This window comes from Paraburkholderia sp. J41, from assembly GCF_905220235.1.
In the GTDB taxonomy this organism is placed as follows: domain Bacteria; phylum Pseudomonadota; class Gammaproteobacteria; order Burkholderiales; family Burkholderiaceae; genus Paraburkholderia.
In genome coordinates this window covers 150,609-170,278 of the sequence record NZ_CAJMZE010000008.1, presented here as the reverse complement: position 1 = coordinate 170,278, position 19,670 = coordinate 150,609, and the positions used below count along the sequence as shown (strand labels likewise).

Sequence of the window (19,670 nt, the reverse complement as noted above, 5' to 3'; positions counted from 1 at the left end):
GTGCCTCCCGGTTCGATGGACAGAAAAACGTACGATCAGAACGGCGAGTCGGGGAAGTAGAACTGCTTCGCGTTGTCCTTCGTGATGAGCACCGAAGGAATGATCGTCGTGGGCGGCAGCGCCTTGCCCTGCAAGCGCGCTTCGGCCGTGAGCCTGATCGCGTCGTAGATGAACTTCGGCGAATACGAGACGTCGGCCTTCACGAGCGGATCGCCGTCCATCACGCGCTTGACCATGTCCTTCGAGCCCGCGCCGCCGAACACGATCTTGACGTCGGTGCGCTTCGCCTGGTCGATGGCCTTGAGCACGCCCACGGCCATGTCGTCGTCGGCGGCCCACACCGCGTCGATATGCTTGAAGCGCGTGAGGTAGTCCTGCATCGTGCGGAACGCGTCGTCGCGATTCCAGTTCGCGTATTTCGCGTCGAGAATCTTGATGTTCGGATAGCCTTTCAGCACGGTCGTGAAGGCGGTCCAGCGCTCGTTGTCGAGCGTCGTGGGAATGCCGCGCAGCGCCACGATATCGCCCTTGCCGTTCAACTGTTTCGCGAGGTATTCGGCGGGAATCTTGCCGAACGCGGTGTTGTCGCCGGCCACGTAGGCGTCCTGCGCGCTCGTGTCGGTGAGGCCGCGATCCACGACCGTCACGTACACGCCTTTCTTCTTGACCTGCGCGACCGGCTGCGTGAGCGAAGCCGATTCGAACGGAAAGATCACGAGCGCGTTGATCTTGTTGACGGTCACGAGATCCTGAAGCTGGTTCGCCTGGTCGGGCGCGTTGGCCGCCGTCTTGACGATGACCTTGAGGTCCGGGTGCGCCTTCTCCAGTTCCTTCTTCGCCTCGTTCGCCCACCACACGATGCCGCCCGTAAAGCCGTGGTCGGCCGTGGGAATCGCCACGCCCAGCGTGACTTTTTCGTCGGCGCGCGCCGCGCCCGCACCGAACGTCGCCGCCACCCCGAGCGTCAGCGCGCCCGCACACATCGCCCGCATCGCGTTCCTGATCGTCGTCTTCATGATGCCGTCTCCTTGCCGCTTTCGCGTTGATTTATCCATACCGCTTCCCACGCCAGCTTGTTTCGTCATCCGAATCAAATACCGGACCGTCTACCGCCTGCCACGCTGCAAAAACGCCACGGCGATGATCGCCACGCCCTGCACCGCCGCGTTCAGATACACGCTGATGATGCTCGTGAGGTTGAGGATATTGGCGATCACCGAAAGCAGGATCGCGCCGACCACGGTGCCGGCCACGCGCCCTTCGCCGCCCTTGAGCGCCGTGCCGCCCACTACCACGGCCGCGATCGCCTCGAGTTCCCAGAGCAGGCCCGTGGTCGGCGTGGCGGAGCCGAGGCGCGGCACGTAGAGCACCGTCGCCACGCCCACGCACATGCCGAGCAGCACGTAGGTCGCGCACTTCACGCGATCGACGCGAATGGCCGCGTAACGCGCCACGAGTTCGTTCGAGCCGATCGCCTGCACGTGCCGCCCGAACGCGGTGCGATTGAGGATGAGCGCGCCGCCCGCCGCCGTAAGCGCGAACACCCACACGGGCACGGGAATGCCGAAGAGGCTCGCGTAGTACACGGGGCCGTAGAGATCGACGAGATTGTTCTGTAGCGTGAGCGCGCCGCCGTCCGCGAGCCACGTGAGCACGGAACGGAAAATGCCGAGCGTGCCCAGCGTCACGATGAACGGCTCGATGCGCCCGCGCGTGATGAGCAAGCCGTGCGCAAGGCCGAACAGCGCGCCCAGCACGAGCGCGATGGCGATACCCAGCGCGACGATCGCGAGCGGCGCCAGTGCGTGCAGGTCGGCGAGCGTGTTCATGGTCCAGATCATCACGCCCGCGATGAGCGCGGCCATCGACCCGACCGAAAGGTCGATGCCGCCCGAGATGATGACGAACGTCATGCCCACCGCGATGATGCCGATGAACGAGGTGCGCGTGAGCACGTTGAGCAGATTGTCGACGGTGGCGAAGTCGCGGTTGAGCAGCGTGCCGAGCACGCACAGCGCGATCAGGCCGATGAGCGGCCCGATGCCCGCGAGCCGGTGGACGAATCGCGCGGCGGCGGCGCGGGCGCCGCGCGCCTCCGGCGTCGCTTCAGTGGGTGCCGGTTGCATGAGCGATCAGCTCCTCTTCGTTCAGATGCTCGCGCCCGAGCGTGGCGACGAGCGCGCCCGCGCGCATCACGGCGACGCGGTGCGCGAGGCCGATCAGCTCGATCAGTTCGGACGAGATCACCACGACCGCGCGCCCCGAGGCCGCGAGCCGCTGGATCAGGAAATAGATGTCGCGTTTCGCGCCCACGTCCACGCCGCGCGTGGGTTCGTCGAGCACGATCACGCGCGGGTCGGGTTGCAGGAACTTGGCGAGCGCGAGCTTTTGCTGGTTGCCGCCGGAGAGCATGCGCGCCCGCGCGTCGAGATCGCCGGTGCGAATGCCGAATTCGCGCACCGCCGTTTCCAGCGCGCGCCGCTCCGCCTTGAGGTCGAGCAACGGATGCCCGTAACGTTCGAGCGTCATCAGCGTGAGGTTGTCCTGGAGGCTCAGGTTCATGTGCAGGCCGCGCCCCTTGCGGTCCTCGCTCAGGTACGTGAGGCCGTGGCGCATGGCGTCGCGCGCGTGCCGCAACGCGACCGCGCGCCCGTCGATCTCGATCTGGCCCGCGCGTTTGCGCCGCAAGCCGACAATCGCCTCGAACGCCTCGCTGCGCCCCGCGCCCACGAGTCCGGCAAAGCCGAGAATCTCGCCCGCGCGCACTTCGAAGCTCAAGTCCTCGACCCAGCCCGGCACCGCGAGATTCGACACGCGCAACGCCACGGGCGCGTGCGCGCTCACCGCCGTCTTGTCGGGGAACATGTCCGAGACGTCGCGGCCCACCATCAGGTTGGCCATCTGCTGGCGCGCGAGTCCGGCGGTCGCGCTCGCGGCCACGAAACGGCCGTCGCGCATCACGATCACGTCGTCGGTGATGCGCTCCACTTCGTCGAGCTTGTGCGAGATGTACACGAGCGTCGTGCCGGCGGCGCGCAGCTTCGCCATCAGCGCAAAAAGGCGCGCGGTTTCCGAGGGCGTGAGCGTGGCCGTGGGTTCGTCCATGATGAGCAGGCGCGCGCGGCGCGAGAGCGCCTTGGCGATTTCCACCAACTGCTTTTCGGCGACGATCAGATCGCGCACTTTCGTATCGGGATCGCGCGCGAGGCCGACTTGCGCGAGCAGTTCGCGCGCCTCGCGGCGCATTGCCGTGTCGTCGACAAGCCATCCCTTGCGCTTTTCGTGGCCCAGAAAAATGTTCTGCGCAATGGTCAGATGCTCGGCGAGATTGAATTCCTGATGGATCAGCACGATGCCGGCCGCTTCGGCGGCGCGCGAGCCGTCGAAGTCGCGCGCCACGCCGTCGACGAGCATTTCGCCCGCGCTCGCGCGCTCGTAGCCGGCAAGAATCTTCATGAGCGTGGACTTGCCCGCGCCGTTTTCGCCGAGCAGGCCGTGAATGCGGCCCGGCGCGAGTTCGAAGCTCACGCCGTGCAGCACGCGCACGGGACCGAAGTCCTTGCGGATGTCGTTGAACTTCACGGCGACGCTCATGGGCGCGCGCTCCTCCTGGAAGTTTCGTTCGGCAGGTCGGCCAGGCGGCGTAACTGCCGCCCGCACCTGGACACTGCGGGTCTCCACCGCTGTTCGTTTTCCTCAACCGCTTTCGCGCACCACGAGCCGATGCGGCAGCAGCACGCCCGGCACGCTCGCGCGCGGATCGGCGAAACGGCGCAGCAGCAGGCGCGCGGCCGTCTCGCCCAGCTCGCGCATGGGCTGGGCGATGGTCGTGAGCGGCGGGTCGATGCGCGCGGCGAGCGCGATATCGTCGAACCCGACCACGGCCACGTCGTGCGGCACGCGCCGCCCCACGCTCCGCAAGCCGTTGACGACGCCCACGGCCAGCGTGTCCGACACCGCGAAGATCGCGTCCGGCGCTTCGTTCGCGGGCAACTGCATGAGCGCGGCGGCGCCGCGCGCGCCCGCGTCGTAGTCGAGGCCGTTCACGTTCACGCGCCATGCGTCGCGTGCGGCGACGCCCGCTTCGGCGAGCGCGTCGCGCCAGCCGTCGCGGCGCTGCCGCGCATACAGATAGTGTTCGTCGGAGTTGACGAGCGCGACACGGCGCCGCCCCCGCGCGATCAAGTGCCGCACCGCGTCGCGCGCGGCGCGGTAATTGTCGATGCCGACATAGGGCACGCCCATCGCCGGATCGAACTCGCAGCACGCGACCCACGGCAGCGCCGTCGATTCGGCGGCGAGCGCGTGCTGGACCGTGGCCGGGTCGAGACAGATCGCGCCGTCCGCGCGGTGGCGGCGCAGCAGGTCGAAATAGCCGCGTTCGCGGCCCGCATCGGCGCCCGTGTCGCACAGCAGCAGGAAAAAGCCGTGCTCGCGCGCGACGCTGTCGATGCCGCGCACGATCTCGGCGTAAAACGGGTTGCCGAAGTCGGGCACCATCGTCAGCAAAAGGCGGCTCTCGGCCGTGCGCAGGTTACGGGCAAGCTCGTTGACGCGGTAGCCGCTCGCCTCGATTTCCGCCAGCACTCGCGCGCGGGTGGCGTCGCGCACGTTGGCGTGGCCGTTGAGCACGCGCGAAACCGTCGCCACCGAAACGCCCACGCGCTGCGCCACCGCCGCGATGGAGCCGCCGCGCGCCGCGCCGGCCCTGGCGGGCGCGGGCACGGGTTCCGACGACGGCGGCGCGCAAGCGGTCATGGAGGAAATCGGCGTCGAAAATGTAATCGATTACATTCTTGGTGCCTCGCGCGGCAAACCGCAAGGCATTCGTGGCCAGGATAAACACCAACCTGCCAGCCATTCGAGCTTGCGCGCCCGCACGCAAACCCGAATCCGCATGCCTGTCCTGCCGGCGGCAAGGCAACGCGCGAAGCCGGTTTGCTACAATTCTGCGGTTGCCCGGCGGCGTTCCTGGTTGCGTTCCGAGTTGGCTTTGGACTCGCGCTTTCGGACCGCCGCGCCGGGCGTCCGAACCCCCGATCTCGATCCGATCCGATTCGAACCATAACGCCGAGTGACCATGAACATCGAACAAGCGCGTTTCAACATGATCGAACAGCAGATTCGCCCCTGGGACGTGCTCGACCAGGACGTGCTGAACCTGCTTTCCATCGTCAAGCGTGAGCATTTCGTTCCCGCGGCCTATGCCGACATCGCGTTCGCCGACCTCGAACTGCCGCTGCCCAACGGCCAGCACATGCTGGCGCCGCGCGTCGAGGCGCGCGTGCTCCAGGAACTCGCCGTGAAGAAGCACGAAAGCGTGCTCGAGATCGGCGCGGGCTCCGGCTACATGGCCGCGCTGCTCGCGCACCGCGCGCAAAAGGTGCTGACGGTCGAGATCGACACGGAACTCGCCGAATTCGCGCGCGCCAACTTCGCGAAGAACGGCGTGCTCAACGCCGAAGTCGTGGTGGGCGACGGCGCCAAGGGTTGGCCCGCCAATGCGCCCTACGACGTGATCTGCGTGTCGGGCGGCCTGCCGGTCGTGCCGCAGGAGTTGCTCGAACAGCTCAAGGTGGGCGGCCGTCTCGCCGCCTTCGTGGGCAGCGCGCCGGTCATGGAAACGCAGATCATCACGCGCATCGACGAAAAGCAGTTCCGCATTGCCGCCGTGTTCGAAACGTATGTGGAAGCGCTGCAAAACGCCGTGCATCCGCCGCGCTTCAAGTTCTGACGCTTCGCGTTCCGACGCTTCACGTTCCGCTCTTATATTGAGTTTGCCATGCAGAATCTGACCGCTCCCGCCCTGGCCGAATGGCTCGCCGACTCCTCGCGCGCCGCGCCCGTGCTGCTCGACGTACGCGAACCCTGGGAAGTCGAAACGGCGAAGATCGAAGGCAGCGTCTCGATCCCGATGCGCGAGATTCCCGCGCGCAGCGAGGAACTCGACGACGAAGCGCAGATCGTTTGCGTTTGCCACCACGGCGCGCGCAGCGCCCAGGTCGCGATGTTCCTCGAATCGCGCGGCTACACGAAGGTGTTCAACCTGCAAGGCGGCATCGACGCATGGTCGCGCCAGGTCGACCCGAAGGTGCCCACCTACTGATCGGCCGATCCGGCGGCGGCTCAAACAGCCGGTCGCCGCATGGCGAGAACCCACGAGGGCGCGGTTTCATACCGCGCCCTTTTCCATTTCTGCGCCGCGAGACCAAGCCGCGCGGGCCGCTGCGCGCCGCCCCTTCGCGCTCATGCACAACGATGCAGCGCGCCGCGCGCATCGCGAGCGCCGCCTTCGAGCGCCGCACGCACCGGCACGATGCAGCGCGCCCGAACATGCGTCGCACTGCACCACGATCGCCCGCCCCGCGCGCCCGCGCCCATGCGCGCGGCATCGGTTGACGCCTTGTGGGGCAAGCCGCGCCCCTTGCATGAGAACTGGCATCAAGCTTGCAGAAGAGGAACCGCAAGACCGGCCATACCAACGGGCGGCGCGCGCCACCTCAAACGAAAGCGCGTCCCTGACCCAGACCTGAATCACATCCATGCAAGGGGCAGATACATGAAACGTCGCAGTCTGTTGAAACTCGGGACGATGTCGGGCGCACTCGCGGTTGCGGGACGCGTCCCGTTCGCGCATGCGGACACCGGCAGCGGTCCGATCAAGGTCGGCATTTTGCATTCGCTCTCGGGAACCATGGCCATTTCCGAAACCTCGCTCAAGGACACGGCGCTCATGACGATCGCCGAAATCAACAAGAGCGGCGGCGTGATGGGCCGCCAGCTCGAACCCGTGGTCGTCGATCCGGCTTCGAACTGGCCGCTGTTCGCCGAAAAGGCGCGCCAACTGATTACGCAGGACAAGGTGGCCGTGGTGTTCGGCTGCTGGACGTCGGTGTCGCGCAAGTCGGTGCTGCCCGTGTTCGAGGAACTCAACGGCCTCCTGTTCTACCCCGTGCAGTACGAAGGCGAGGAAATGTCGCGCAACGTGTTCTACACGGGCGCGGCGCCGAACCAGCAGGCGATTCCCGCGACCGAATACCTGATGAGCGCCGAAGGCGGCGGCGCCAAGCGCTTCTTCCTGCTCGGCACCGACTACGTGTACCCGCGCACGACCAACAAGATCCTGCGCTCGTTCCTGCACTCGAAGGGCGTGCAGGACAGCGACATTCAGGAGGTCTACACGCCGTTCGGCCACAGCGACTATCAGACCATCGTCGCGAACATCAAGACCTTCGCGCAAAGCGGCAAGACCTGCGTGATCTCCACCGTGAACGGCGACTCGAACGTGCCGTTCTACAAGGAACTCGGCAACCAGGGCGTGAAGGCGACGGACGTGCCCGTGGTGGCGTTCTCGGTGGGCGAGGAGGAACTGCGCGGCATCGACACCAGGCCGCTCGTGGGCAATCTCGCGGCGTGGAACTACTTCATGTCGCTGCGCAATCCCGAGAACACCAAGTTCAAGAAGATGTTCGCCGACTGGGTGAAGGCCAACAATCTGCCGGGCGGCGACAAGCGCGTGACCAACGACCCGATGGAGGCGACCTTCGTCGGCATGCACATGTGGAAGCAGGCGGTCGAGAAAGCAAAGAGCACGGACGTCGACAAGGTGCGCGTCGCGATGATCGGCCAGAAGTTCGCGGCGCCCTCGGGCTTCACGCTGGAAATGGACGGCAACCACCATCTGCACAAGCCGGTGATGATCGGCGAAGTGCGCGCGGACGGCCAGTTCAACGTGGTGTGGCGCACCAAGACGACGATCCGCGCGCAGCCGTGGAGCCCGTACATTCCGGGCAACCAGGGCAAGCCGGACGTCGTGAGCTCGATTCCCGAGTTCCTGCGCCGCCGTCGCGTGGCCTGATGCGCACCACACGCCCGGCATGACGGCCGGGGCGCGGTTTCATGGGCCGCGCCCCGCCCTCCTGAAAGTCGTCCCAGGCCATTTCCCAGCAGCAGTCCAACCGGCTTCGAACATGACACTACGCAACTGCCTGCGCGCGCTGTGCGTGACCGCGACGCTCGTATGCGCCAGCACGCCCGCATTCGCGCTCGACGCCGCCGACGTCGCGCCGCTCGGCGGCGACGATTTCGACGCGAAGTCCGCGGCCATCGACAAGCTCATCGCCACGCACGACGCCGCCTCGCTCGCGCTGCTCAAGGCGCTTTCCGAAGACAGCGTCACCGCCACCGATTCCGGCGAAGTGCTCGTCCAGGACGGCGACAACGCCCGGGACGCCGCGACCGGCAAGGCCGTTTCCGCCGATGCGGCCGCGAGCGCGCAACCGGTCACGCTCAACAACCTGCTGCGCTCGAAAGTGGCGGGCGCGATCTCGGGCCTGCAACTCGCCTCGCCCGAACTCGAAACGCGCCGCGCGGCCATCGCGCAGTTGCTGAAGAATCCCGACCCGGCGATGAAACCGATGATCGACGCCGCGCGCGCGAAGGAAACCGACCCCGCGCTCAAGCGCCGCCTCGACACGCTCTGGGCCATGACCGCGCTGCGCGACCCCGACGCGGCCACGCGCCTCGAAGCAACGAAGCTCGTCGCCGCGCGCCGCGATCCCGAAATGTACGAACTGCTGCGCCCGCTCGTCGCGAAGAACGCGGCCGGCGTGTTCAACGAATCCGACGACCGCGTGCGCGCCGCCGCGCAAGCCGGCCTCGACGCGCTCGACTCCATCCAGCGCCGCAGCGAGATCGCGGGCACGCTGTTCGCGGGTCTCTCGCTCGGCAGCGTGCTGCTGCTCGCGGCGCTCGGCCTCGCCATCACGTACGGCTTGATCGGCGTAATCAACATGGCGCACGGCGAGTTTCTGATGATCGGCGCCTATGCGACCTACGTGGTGCAAACGCTCGTGCAACGCTATGCGCCGGGCGCGTTCGACTGGTATCCGCTCTTTGCGATTCCCGCGTCGTTCGTGGCGGCGGCGCTGGTGGGCGCCGTGATCGAGCGGCTCGTGATTCGCCATCTCTACGGCCGCCCGCTGGAAACGCTGCTCACGACCTTCGGCATCAGCCTGATCCTCATTCAAGCCACGCGCATGATCTTCGGCGCGCAGAACGTGCAGGTGCAAAACCCTTCGTGGATGAGCGGCGGCCTCACCGTCATGCCGAACCTGATCCTGCCGTACAACCGGCTCGCGATTCTCGCGTTCGCGCTGGCCGTCGTGGCGATCGCGTGGGGCGTGCTCGCGAAAACGCGTCTCGGCCTCTTCGTGCGCGCCGTCACGCAAAACCGCCGCATGGCCGCCTGCGTGGGCGTGCGCACGGCGCGCGTGGACGCGTGGGCATTCGCTTTCGGCGCGGGCATCGCCGGCCTGGGCGGCTGCGCGCTTTCGCAGATCGGCAACGTCGGCCCCGATCTCGGTCAGAGCTACATCATCGACTCGTTCATGGCCGTGGTGCTGGGCGGCGTGGGCCAGATCGCGGGCACGGTGATCGGCGGCTTCGGCCTGGGGCTCGTTTCCAAGGCGATCGAGCCGTTCTGGGGCGCGGTGCTCGCGAAGATCGCCGTGCTCGTGCTGATCGTGCTGTTCATCCAGAAGCGTCCGCAGGGCCTGTTCGCCCTCAAGGGCCGCAGCGCGGAGGCTTGACGATGACGCTCGCGACTTCCACTTCCCCCTCGCATCACGCGCAAGACGGCACGCCCGGCGAGCGCGCGCAAACCTTCGCGCTCGGCCTGCCCGCGCGCCCCGCGCTGCTTTCGCCGCGCGCGTGGCTCGCGCTGATCGTCCTGCTGCTCGCGATGGCGATCGGCGTGCCGCTGTGCGCGCTCGTGCTGCCGCAGTCGAGCGCGCTGCATCTTTCCGCGTATTCGATGACGCTCGGCGGCAAGTTCATGTGCTACGCGATCGCGGCGCTCGCGCTCGATCTCGTGTGGGGCTATTGCGGCATTTTGAGCCTCGGCCACGGGCTGTTCTTCGCGCTCGGCGGCTACGCGATCGGCATGTATCTGATGCGCGAGATCGGTCATGACGGCGTGTACGGCAGCAACCTGCCCGACTTCATGGTGTTCCTGAACTGGCACAGCCTGCCGTGGTACTGGGAAGGCACGAATCATCTCGCCTATGCGCTGCTGCTCGTGGTGCTCGTGCCCGCCGTGGTCGCGTGGGTGTTCGGCTTCTTCACGTTCCGCTCGCGCGTGAAGGGCGTGTATCTGTCGATCATCACGCAAGCCATGACGTTCGCCGCCATGCTGCTGTTCTATCGCAACGAAACCGGCTTCGGCGGCAACAACGGCTTCACCGACTTCAAGCGCATCGCCGGCATGCCGATCACGCATCCGGGCACGCGCACGGTGCTGTTCCTGGCCACGTTCGCCGTGCTCGTGCTCGCGTTTCTCGCGGCGCGCGCCATCGTCACCTCGAAACTCGGCCGCGTGGTAACCGCCGTGCGCGACGGCGAAACGCGCCTCATGTTTCTCGGCTACAGCCCGCTCGGCTACAAGCTGTTCGTGTGGACCGTCTCCGCCGTCCTGTGCGGCATCGCGGGCGCGCTCTACGTGCCGCAGGTGGGCATCATCAACCCGAGCGAGATGTCGCCCGCGAACTCCATCGAAATGGCGATCTGGGTGGCCGTGGGCGGGCGCGGCACGCTGATCGGCCCGATCATCGGCGCGTTCGCCGTGAACGGCGCCAAGAGCTTTTTCACCGCGTATTTCGCCGAATACTGGCTGTTCTTCCTCGGCCTCATGTTCGTGCTCGTGCCGCTGTTGCTGCCCCGCGGCATCATGGGATTGTTCGAACTCCTCAAGAACCGCCGGAGCCCGCGCGCATGAACGGCCACTCGATCATCAACGATCCGCTCAACCACAATCCGTTCGACAACGCCGACGAAAGCGAGGGCCTCACGCTCTCGGGCGTCGCCGAACTCGGACACGTGGTCGAGCCCGGCGCCATCGACGTCTCGCACGGCACGATCCTGTATCTCGAGGACGTGACCGTGAGCTTCGACGGCTTTCGCGCCCTCAATCAGCTTTCGCTCACCATCGACGTGGGCGAGCTGCGCTGCATCATCGGCCCGAACGGCGCGGGCAAGACCACGATGATGGATGTCGTCACGGGCAAGACCTCGCCCGACTCGGGCAAGGTCTTTCTCGGCCAGACGCTCGACCTCACGCGCATGAACGAACCGTCGATCGCGCGCGCGGGCATCGGCCGCAAGTTCCAGAAGCCCACTGTGTTCGAGCAGCATCCCGTGTGGGAAAACCTCGAACTCGCGATGAAGGCCGATAAAGGCTGGTTCGCGACGCTGCGCGCGCGTCTCGGGCGCGAGGCGCAGGCGAAGATCGAGGAAACGCTCGAAGTGATCCGGCTGGAAAGCGACGCGCGGCGGCTCGCGGGCGAGCTTTCGCACGGCCAGAAGCAGCGGCTCGAGATCGGCATGCTGCTGATGCAGAGGCCGCAATTGCTGCTGCTCGACGAACCGGCCGCCGGCATGACCGACGACGAAACGATGGAACTCGCGAAGCTGCTCAACCGCTTGCGCGGAAGCTGCTCGATGATGGTGGTCGAACACGACATGGAATTCGTCGCCGCGCTCGCCGGCGACGCCGGCCGCGTGACGGTGATGGCCGAAGGGCGCGTGCTCGCGCACGGCACGCTCGACGACGTGAAACGCGACGAAGCCGTGATCGAATCGTATCTGGGCCGCTAGGTTCGGCCCGGTCTCTACAGTCATTTATTTCGCCATGCTAACCATCGAATCGCTGAACCAGTATTACGGCGGCAGCCACATCCTGCGCAATGTCTCGATGACGGTGCCCGACGGCGAACTGACCGTGCTGCTCGGCCGCAACGGCGTGGGCAAGACCACGCTGCTGCGCTGCCTGATGGGCGTCGTGCCGACGAGGAACGGCTCGATCGCCTGGCGCGGCGACATGCTCACGAAGCTGCCCACGCATGCGCGCGTGGCCCACGGGCTCGCCTATGTGCCGCAAGGCCGCGACATCTTTCCGCGCTTGACGGTCGAGGAGAATCTGCTCGTGGGCGCGGCCAGCAAGAAGCGCATGCCCTCGGGCGTGCCCGCGCATATCTACGAGCTTTTTCCCGTGCTGAAGGACATGAAGGCGCGGCGCGGCGGCGATCTTTCGGGCGGCCAGCAGCAGCAACTCGCCATCGGCCGCGCGCTCATGAGCGATCCGCAACTGCTGATTCTGGACGAGCCGACCGAAGGCATTCAGCCGTCGATCATTCAGGACATCGGGCGCACGCTGCGTCGCCTCGTGGAAGAGATGCAGTTGACGGTGCTGCTCGTCGAGCAGTATTACGACTTCGCGAAGGCCATCGCCGACCGCTACTGGGTGATGAGCCGCGGCGAGATCGTCGCGGGCGGCACGGGCGCGAGCATGGACGCCGACGGCGTGCGCGAGATGATCGCGGTTTGAGCAGCGCCGTGCGCGCGTTTTCGTGCATGACTCGCATGGTATTCTCCCCGCCACTGTCCGCTTGCCTCCGGTTCCACGCATGTCGCTTCACGAAGATCACGCCGCACTCGCGCGCCGCACGTCGCGTCCCGTCGCTCAACCCGAGTGGGCCGCGAAGCTCGAACTCGGCTTCCAGTTGCAGGCAAGCGGCCGCACGGCGCTCACGCACAAGCTGCACAGCGGGCCGCTGCGCGTGCAGCGCCCGCTGTATCCCGAAGGCGACGCGATCTGTCACGCGGTGATCGTGCATCCGCCCGCGGGCATTGCGGGCGGCGACCGGCTCGACATCGACGTGAACGTGAATGCCAACGCGCACGCCGTGCTCACCACGCCGGGCGCGACCAAGTGGTACAAGTCCAATGGCCGCGTCGCGCGCCAGCGCATTCGTATTTGCGTGGGCGAAAACGCAAAGCTCGACTGGCTGCCGCAGAACAATCTCGTGTTCGATCACGCGCACGCGGAACTCGAATTCGCGCTCACGCTCGCCGAAGGCGCCACGGCCATCGGCTGGGATGCCACGCAACTGGGCCGCCAGGCGGCGGGCGAACGCTGGTCGTCGGGCACGCTGCGCGCCGTGACGCGCGTGATGCGCGCCGCGTCGCGCAGCACGGCTGCGAGTCGCCATCAAAGCGGCGATGAAAGCGGCGATGAAAACGAAGCGCCCGGCAACGCCGCCGAACTGCTGTGGTTCGAGCGCGCGCTGATCGACGCCGCCGATCCGCTGCGCGATGCGCCCCAAGGTCTCGCGGGCTATCCCGCGTTCGGCGTGCTGTGGGCGATCGGACCCGCTTGCACCGACGCGCTCGCGCAGGATCTCGCCGCCACGCTGCCCTTCGACGACGCGCAGCGCAGCGGCGCGAGCTGCGTCGCGCCCGGCGTGCTGCTCGTGCGCGTGGTTGCGCGCACGATGGAGCCGTTGCAGAACACGCTCACGCGATGCTGGACGCAATTGCGGCCGTTCGTGCATGGCGCGAACGCGGCGCCGCTGCGGCTCTGGAACACGTGAGCGCCTTCGCGGCCGAATCAGTTTCGCACCAATATAAAGCGCTATCGCACCATATCGCGTCGCGCTAACACCATGACGGCGCGTATTTTCGCCTATGTGGTGCATCCAGCACTGTCCCCATCATTGGCATATCGCTTGCTTTTAGCTTGCGTCGCATGCGCGCCCACATAGCGGGTAAGCATGCGGTCGAAATGCGTCCGTAAATTGGCTCCGTTATGCTGAGCCGACCGCTTTCCACCGACCCAAACGATGAAGCTCACGCCCCGCGAGAAAGACAAGCTCCTGATCTTCACCGCCGCCCTGCTCGCCGAACGGCGTCGCGCGCGCGGCCTCAAGCTCAACTACCCTGAAGCCGTCGCCTTCATCAGCGCGGCGCTCATGGAAGCAGCGCGCGACGGCAAAACCGTCGCCGAGGTCATGCACTACGGCACCACGCTGCTCACGCGCGACGACGTGATGGAAGGCGTGCCCGAGATGATTCCCGACATCCAGGTCGAAGCCACCTTCCCCGACGGCACCAAGCTCGTCACCGTCCACCATCCGATTCCCTGAGGCTGCGCGCATGATCCCCGGCGAAATGCTCATCGACGAAGGCGAAATCGAACTCAACGCGGGCCGCGAAACCGTCCTGGTGACGGTGGCGAACACCGGCGACCGGCCCGTGCAGATCGGCTCGCACTTCCACTTCTACGAAGTCAACGACGCGCTCACGTTCGAGCGCGAGGCCGCGCGCGGCTTTCGCCTGAACATCGCGGCGGGCACCGCCGTGCGCTTCGAGCCCGGCCAGGAGCGCACGGTCGAACTCGTCGCGCTGGCCGGCGATCGCGCCGTGTACGGCTTCAACGGCAAGGTGATGGGCCCGCTCTGAACGCGCCGCGCCCACGTTCCGAATTCATCAGGACTCCGACATGACATTGAAGATCGGCCGCCGCGCCTACGCGGAGATGTTCGGCCCCACGACCGGCGACCGCGTGCGTCTGGCCGACACCGAACTCATCATCGAGATCGAGCGCGACTACACCGTTTATGGCGACGAAGTGAAGTTCGGCGGCGGCAAGGTGATTCGCGACGGCATGGGCCAGTCGCAGCGCGTGCATGCCGAAGTCGCGGACACGGTGGTGACCAACGCCGTGATCGTCGATCACTGGGGCATCGTGAAGGCCGACATCGGCATCAAGGACGGCCGCATCTGGAAGATCGGCAAGGCGGGCAATCCCGACGTCCAGCCGGGCGTGACGATTCCGATCGGCGCCGCGACCGAGGTGATCGCGGGCGAAGGCCAGATCGTCACGGCGGGCGGCATCGACACGCACATCCACTTCATCAGCCCGCAGCAGATCGACGAAGCGCTCGCCTCGGGCGTGACGACGATGCTGGGCGGCGGCACCGGCCCCGCCACCGGCACGAACGCCACCACCTGCACGCCGGGGCCGTGGCACATGGAACGCATGCTGCAAGCCGCCGACGGCTGGCCGATCAACCTGGGCTTTCTCGGCAAGGGCAATGTGAGCCTGCCCCAACCCGCGCACGAGCAGATCGCCGCGGGCGCGATCGGTCTCAAGCTGCACGAGGACTGGGGCTCGACGCCCGCCGCCATCGACAACTGCCTCACCGTCGCGGACGCCACCGACACGCAGGTGGCGATCCACACCGACACGCTCAACGAGTCGGGTTTCGTGGAAGCCACCGTGGCCGCCTTCAAGGGCCGCACGATTCACACGTACCACACCGAAGGCGCGGGCGGCGGCCATGCGCCCGACATCATCAAGGTGTGCGGCGAGTCGAACGTGCTGCCCTCCTCGACCAACCCCACGCGCCCCTACACCATCAACACGCTCGACGAACACCTCGACATGCTGATGGTGTGCCACCACCTCGACCCTTCGATTGCCGAAGACATCGCGTTCGCCGAGTCGCGCATTCGCCGCGAAACCATCGCCGCGGAAGACATCCTGCACGATCTCGGCGCGCTTTCGATGCTTTCTTCGGATTCCCAGGCAATGGGCCGCGTGGGCGAAGTCATCATCCGCACGTGGCAGACCGCGCACAAGATGAAGGTGCAACGCGGCGCGCTGCCCGAGGACAGCGGGCGGCACGACAACTTCCGCGTCAAGCGCTACGTGGCGAAGTACACGATCAACCCGGCGCTCACGCACGGCATCGCGCACGAAGTGGGTTCGATCGAGCCGGGCAAATGGGCCGATCTCGTGTTCTGGGACCCGGCGTTTTTCGGCATCAAGCCGTCGCTCATTCTCAAGGGCGGCATGATCGCGCTCGCGCAGATGGGCGACCCCAACGCGTCGATCCCCACGCCGCAGCCCGTGCATTATCGCGAGATGTTCGCCACGCGCGGGCGCGCGCTCGCGCAAACCTCGCTCACCTTCGTTTCGCAACTCGCGCTCGACAAGGGCGTGGCGGAGCGCTACGGTCTGCAAAAGCGCGTCGTCGCGGTGCGCAACTGCCGCAACGTGACGAAGGCCGACATGATCCACAACGCGTGGCAACCCCATATCAGCGTGGACCCGGAAACCTACCAGGTCGTCGCCGACGGGCAACTGCTGACGTGCGAACCCGCCACCGTTTTGCCGATGGCGCAGCGTTACTTTTTGTTCTGATGTTTTGTTATGCGTACGATCGACAAACGACTCACCGCCCGACTCGCGAACGTGCTCGTGCAGCGCGCGCCCACGCTCACGCTCGCTTACGACGCGCGCTGCAAAAGCCGTTTCGCGGCCACGCTCGATAGCGGCGAGGAAGTGGGCGTGGTGCTGCCGCGCGGCACGGTGCTGCGCGACGGCGACATGCTGGTGGCCGACGACGGCGGCCTCGTGCGCGTGATCGCCGCGCCCGAAAGCGTGCTGCTCGTGCGCGCGCGCGACCGGCTCACGCTCACGCGCGCCGCGTATCACCTCGGCAATCGCCACACGCCCGTGGAAGTGGGCGTGGAAACGCTCAAGCTCGAAGCCGACCCCGTGCTCGAAGACATGCTCAAGCGTCTCGGCGCGCAGGTCGAGCGCGCCGAATTGCCGTTCGAGCCCGAAGCGGGCGCGTATGGACGTCAACTCGGCGGCGGCCATCGGCACGGACACGACGAATCGTTCGCCGAGGACTACGCGCTCGCGCAAAGCGTGTACGACGAGCATCACGGCCATGCGCATTCGCATGGTCATTCGCACGATCACGCTCACGACCAATCGCACGATCAATCGCACGACCATTCGCACAGTCACGCGCACGGCCACGATCATTCGCACCCGCACGATCACGACGATCACGGCCACGCGGATGACCACGCTTGCGGCCACGATCATGGCCACGACCACGGTCACTGCGACGGCCACGCGCACGACCACAGCCATGAACATCGCTGAACTCACCGCGCTGCTGCATCTCGCCTCGCCGGCGCTGCCGATCGGCGCATTCAGCTATTCGCAAGGGCTCGAAGCGGCCATCGACGCGAATCTCGTCGCCCATGCCGACGACGCCGCGCGCTGGATCGCCGCCGGTCTCGAAACCGTGCTCGCGCCGGGCGAACTGCCGTTCGTCGCGCATCAGCTCGAACGCTGGCGCGCGCACGATGCGACCGCACGCGCGGCGCTGATCGAGGCAAACGCCGAATTCGTCGCGAGCCGCGAATCGGCGGAATTGCGCCGCGAAACCTCGCAGATGGGCTGGTCGCTGCGCCAGCTTTGCGCGCAGCTCGAATGGGGCGACGCCGGCCGGCGCGCCACGCTCGAACGCATGACGCCCGTCGCGCAGCCCACGGCGTTCGCCTTCGCCGCCTTCGCACACGGCGCCGCCGCAAACGCCACGCTCGCCGCCTACGCCTTTAGCTGGGTCGAAAACCAGACCGCCGCCGCGCTCAAGGCCGTGCCGCTCGGCCAGCTCGCGGGGCAGCGCATCATCGTCGCGCTGCGGCCCGCCATCGAGCGCGCCGTCGCGCGCGCGCTCGCCACGCCGCCCGATTCGCTCAACACGTTCGCGCCGCAACTCGGCATTTTGTCGGCGCGGCACGAGTCGCAGTATTCGCGGCTGTTCCGTTCCTGACGCACCGCCTGCGCATCCACACAGATTTCGCACCGCAACCGCAACCGTACATCATCGAAACCCCATGAATTCGCACGTCAATCCCCAACGCACCCGGAAACTGCCGCCGCTGCGCGTGGGCGTGGGCGGCCCGGTCGGCTCCGGCAAGACCACGCTGCTCGAAATGCTCTGCAAGGCGATGCGCGAGAAGTACGATCTCGTCGCCATCACCAACGACATCTACACGAAGGAAGATCAGCGCCTGCTGACCGTGGCGGGCGCGCTGCCCGCCGAGCGCATCATGGGCGTGGAAACGGGCGGCTGCCCGCACACGGCCATTCGCGAGGATGCGTCGATCAACCTCGAAGCCGTCGACCAGATGCTCACGCGCTTTCCCGACGCCGACATCGTCTTTATCGAGTCCGGCGGCGACAATCTCGCGGCCACGTTCAGCCCCGAGCTTTCGGACCTCACGATCTACGTGATCGACGTGGCAGGCGGCGAGAAGATTCCGCGCAAGGGCGGCCCCGGCATCACGAAGTCGGATCTGCTCGTCATCAACAAGACCGATCTCGCGCCGCTCGTGGGCGCCAATCTCGACATCATGGCCTCCGACGCGAAGAAGATGCGCGGCGAGCGTCCGTTCGTGATGTGCAACCTGAAGGCGCTCGACGGGCTCGATCAGGTGATCGGCTTCATCGAAAAGCAGGGCTTGCTGATCGGTTGATCGGCTGATCGGCTGAGCGCTCACGCGGCGCGCGCGGGCCGCTTCGTTCAGATGAGCGTCGACAGCACGTCCACCGTGCGCGCGGTCGCGCCGCGATGGCGCGACGCGAAGGCCGCCGCCGCCGCGCCCATGGCGACGCGGCGCGGCTTGTCCTCGAACAGTGCGTGCAGCGTGCGCGCGAGATCGGCCGGGTCTTGCACCTGCGCGCACGCGCCGGCCGCTTTGGCGTCGGCGGTGGCTTGCGTGAAGTTGAAGACGTGCGGCCCGATCAGCACCGGCACACCTACCGCGCAGGCTTCGATCAGATTCTGGCCGCCCAGCGGCAGCAAACTTCCGCCGATGAAGGCGAGATCGGCGGCGGCGTAGTACGCGCCCATTTCGCCCATCGAGTCGCCGAGCAGCACGTCCACGTCCTGCGGCAACGCGGCGAGCGCCGATCCCGCCGATCCCGCCGATGCCGCGCCCGGCGCGCCTGTGCTCGCGCCGGAAACCGACGCCAGCGCGGGTGCGGGCGCCGCTGCCACCGTTCCCGGCATCGCTTTCGGCGCCCACTGCGAGCGCCGCGCAAGCTTCAAACCCTTGCGCTCGACCAGCGCCGCCACTTCGTCGAAGCGCTGCGGGTGGCGCGGCACGAGAATCAGCAGCGCGCCGGGCACGTTCATGGCCGCGAGCGCTTGCAGCACGAGTTCCTCTTCGCCTTCGCGCGTGCTCGCCGCCACCCATACGGGCCGCGCGCCGATCGCGCGCCGCCAGTCGCGCCCGCGTGCGATCAATGCGGGCGGGCTCGCCATGTCGAACTTGAGATTGCCGAGCACGGCCACGTTGCGCGCGCCGAGCGCGGTGAGGCGTTCGGCGTCGGCGGGACTTTGCGCGAGCACGCGCGTGAAGCCGCCGAACACTTCGCGCGCGCCCGCGCCGAACTTCGCCGCGCGCCTGAACGAACGCGCCGACATGCGCGCGTTCGTGAGCACGAGCGGCACGTCGGCGTGCTTGCATTCGTCGATGAGCGTGGGCCAGACCTCGGTTTCCATCACCAGACCGAGCGACGGCCGCCACGCGCGCAGAAAACGCCGCACGGCGCGCGGCATGTCGTACGGCAGATAGCAGCGCAGCACGCGGTTGCCGAACAACTGCTCGCCGGTGGCGCGGCCGCCCGGCGTCATGTGCGTGAGCAGAATGCGCGCGTCGGGGCGCGCGGCCAGCAAGGCGTCGACGAGCGGTTGCGCCGCGCGCGTCTCGCCCACGGAAACGGCATGCACCCAGATGAGCGGCGCGTCGTCCTCGGGCAAACGTCCGGCCGAATAGCCGAAGCGTTCGCCGATATGCTCGCGATAGCCGCGCTCGCGCCGCGAACGCAGAAAAAGCCGCAGCACCGCGAGCGGCGCGATCAGCCACCAGGCGGCGCGATAGATGGCCCTCAGCATCGGGCCTCCGCGTACGCAAGGGCATCCGCGCAGCCATCGACGACGAAAGCGCCGACGACATCTGCA

20 protein-coding genes are annotated in these 19,670 nt (G+C 67.1%); 15 read left to right on the top strand and 5 right to left on the bottom strand.

Translation table 11 applies throughout. From position 1 onward, the window contains the following. Positions 1–35: 35 nt before the first annotated feature. The 4 genes from U5805_RS10930 to U5805_RS10915 form a co-directional block, all read right to left on the bottom strand. Positions 36–992 carry a substrate-binding domain-containing protein gene (locus tag U5805_RS10930; RefSeq protein ID WP_415914574.1) on the bottom strand — a complete coding sequence of 319 codons (957 nt, stop codon included), beginning with the start codon at positions 990–992 and terminating at the stop codon, positions 36–38. Positions 993–1,106: 114 nt separating this feature from the next. Next, complete coding sequence (locus U5805_RS10925; RefSeq protein ID WP_322103489.1) at positions 1,107–2,126, bottom strand: ABC transporter permease; 1,020 nt, start codon at positions 2,124–2,126, stop codon at positions 1,107–1,109. Beyond that, on the bottom strand, positions 2,107–3,594 hold the full coding sequence (locus tag U5805_RS10920; protein WP_322103488.1) for a sugar ABC transporter ATP-binding protein: 1,488 nt from the start codon (positions 3,592–3,594) through the stop codon (positions 2,107–2,109). The genes U5805_RS10925 and U5805_RS10920 overlap by 20 nt, the downstream gene beginning before the upstream one ends. A gap of 102 nt (positions 3,595–3,696) precedes the next feature. After that, the gene (locus tag U5805_RS10915) at positions 3,697–4,758 is read right to left on the bottom strand and encodes a LacI family DNA-binding transcriptional regulator (RefSeq protein WP_322103487.1); all 1,062 of its coding nucleotides are present in this window, start codon (positions 4,756–4,758) and stop codon (positions 3,697–3,699) included. On the opposite strand from U5805_RS10915, the gene U5805_RS10910 reads away from it, so the two are divergent. From U5805_RS10910 to ureG, 15 genes are all read left to right on the top strand, one after another. After that, positions 4,757–5,068, top strand: coding sequence for a hypothetical protein (locus U5805_RS10910; protein WP_322103486.1), 312 nt, complete (start codon positions 4,757–4,759; stop codon positions 5,066–5,068). The two genes, U5805_RS10915 and U5805_RS10910, sit on opposite strands and share 2 nt — an antisense overlap. Before the next feature lie 12 nt (positions 5,069–5,080). Then, positions 5,081–5,734 (top strand): protein-L-isoaspartate O-methyltransferase, encoded by a 654-nt coding sequence (locus U5805_RS10905; RefSeq protein WP_322103485.1) that lies wholly within the window; start codon positions 5,081–5,083, stop codon positions 5,732–5,734. Between the two features lie 48 nt (positions 5,735–5,782). Next, positions 5,783–6,106 (top strand): rhodanese-like domain-containing protein, encoded by a 324-nt coding sequence (locus U5805_RS10900; protein ID WP_322103484.1) that lies wholly within the window; start codon positions 5,783–5,785, stop codon positions 6,104–6,106. 453 nt (positions 6,107–6,559) lie between these two features. After that, positions 6,560–7,858 (top strand): urea ABC transporter substrate-binding protein, encoded by a 1,299-nt coding sequence (gene urtA, locus U5805_RS10895; protein ID WP_322103483.1) that lies wholly within the window; start codon positions 6,560–6,562, stop codon positions 7,856–7,858. Positions 7,859–7,970: 112 nt separating this feature from the next. Further along, positions 7,971–9,590, top strand: coding sequence for an urea ABC transporter permease subunit UrtB (gene urtB / locus U5805_RS10890; RefSeq protein WP_322103482.1), 1,620 nt, complete (start codon positions 7,971–7,973; stop codon positions 9,588–9,590). A 2-nt stretch (positions 9,591–9,592) separates the two neighbouring features. After that, complete coding sequence (gene urtC / locus U5805_RS10885) at positions 9,593–10,774, top strand: urea ABC transporter permease subunit UrtC (protein WP_322103481.1); 1,182 nt, start codon at positions 9,593–9,595, stop codon at positions 10,772–10,774. Then, positions 10,771–11,652 (top strand): urea ABC transporter ATP-binding protein UrtD, encoded by an 882-nt coding sequence (gene urtD / locus U5805_RS10880; RefSeq protein WP_322103480.1) that lies wholly within the window; start codon positions 10,771–10,773, stop codon positions 11,650–11,652. Before urtC ends, urtD begins: the two co-directional genes overlap by 4 nt. A 34-nt stretch (positions 11,653–11,686) precedes the next feature. Further along, positions 11,687–12,382, top strand: coding sequence for an urea ABC transporter ATP-binding subunit UrtE (urtE, locus tag U5805_RS10875; protein ID WP_322103479.1), 696 nt, complete (start codon positions 11,687–11,689; stop codon positions 12,380–12,382). Positions 12,383–12,461: 79 nt separating this feature from the next. After that, positions 12,462–13,427: an urease accessory protein UreD gene (locus U5805_RS10870; RefSeq protein ID WP_322103478.1), complete on the top strand. Its 966-nt coding sequence runs from the start codon at positions 12,462–12,464 to the stop codon at positions 13,425–13,427. A gap of 249 nt (positions 13,428–13,676) precedes the next feature. Continuing rightward, positions 13,677–13,979 (top strand): urease subunit gamma, encoded by a 303-nt coding sequence (ureA, locus tag U5805_RS10865; RefSeq protein WP_017773123.1) that lies wholly within the window; start codon positions 13,677–13,679, stop codon positions 13,977–13,979. Between the two features lie 10 nt (positions 13,980–13,989). Then, positions 13,990–14,295 (top strand): urease subunit beta, encoded by a 306-nt coding sequence (locus tag U5805_RS10860; RefSeq protein ID WP_322103477.1) that lies wholly within the window; start codon positions 13,990–13,992, stop codon positions 14,293–14,295. A 40-nt stretch (positions 14,296–14,335) separates the two neighbouring features. Further along, positions 14,336–16,042: an urease subunit alpha gene (ureC, locus tag U5805_RS10855; RefSeq protein WP_322103476.1), complete on the top strand. Its 1,707-nt coding sequence runs from the start codon at positions 14,336–14,338 to the stop codon at positions 16,040–16,042. A gap of 9 nt (positions 16,043–16,051) precedes the next feature. Further along, a complete protein-coding gene (gene ureE, locus U5805_RS10850) occupies positions 16,052–16,798 on the top strand; it encodes an urease accessory protein UreE (protein WP_322103475.1) in 747 nt (248 codons plus the stop codon). Further along, on the top strand, positions 16,785–17,474 hold the full coding sequence (locus U5805_RS10845; RefSeq protein WP_322103474.1) for an urease accessory protein UreF: 690 nt from the start codon (positions 16,785–16,787) through the stop codon (positions 17,472–17,474). Before ureE ends, U5805_RS10845 begins: the two co-directional genes overlap by 14 nt. Positions 17,475–17,538: 64 nt before the next feature. Next, positions 17,539–18,180: an urease accessory protein UreG gene (ureG, locus tag U5805_RS10840; RefSeq protein WP_322103473.1), complete on the top strand. Its 642-nt coding sequence runs from the start codon at positions 17,539–17,541 to the stop codon at positions 18,178–18,180. Positions 18,181–18,227: 47 nt separating this feature from the next. Here ureG and waaA read toward each other — a convergent pair whose 3' ends face one another. Beyond that, entirely contained in the window at positions 18,228–19,604 is a 1,377-nt protein-coding gene (gene waaA / locus U5805_RS10835; RefSeq protein ID WP_322103472.1) for a lipid IV(A) 3-deoxy-D-manno-octulosonic acid transferase, read from the bottom strand. Positions 19,605–19,670: the final 66 nt, after the last annotated feature.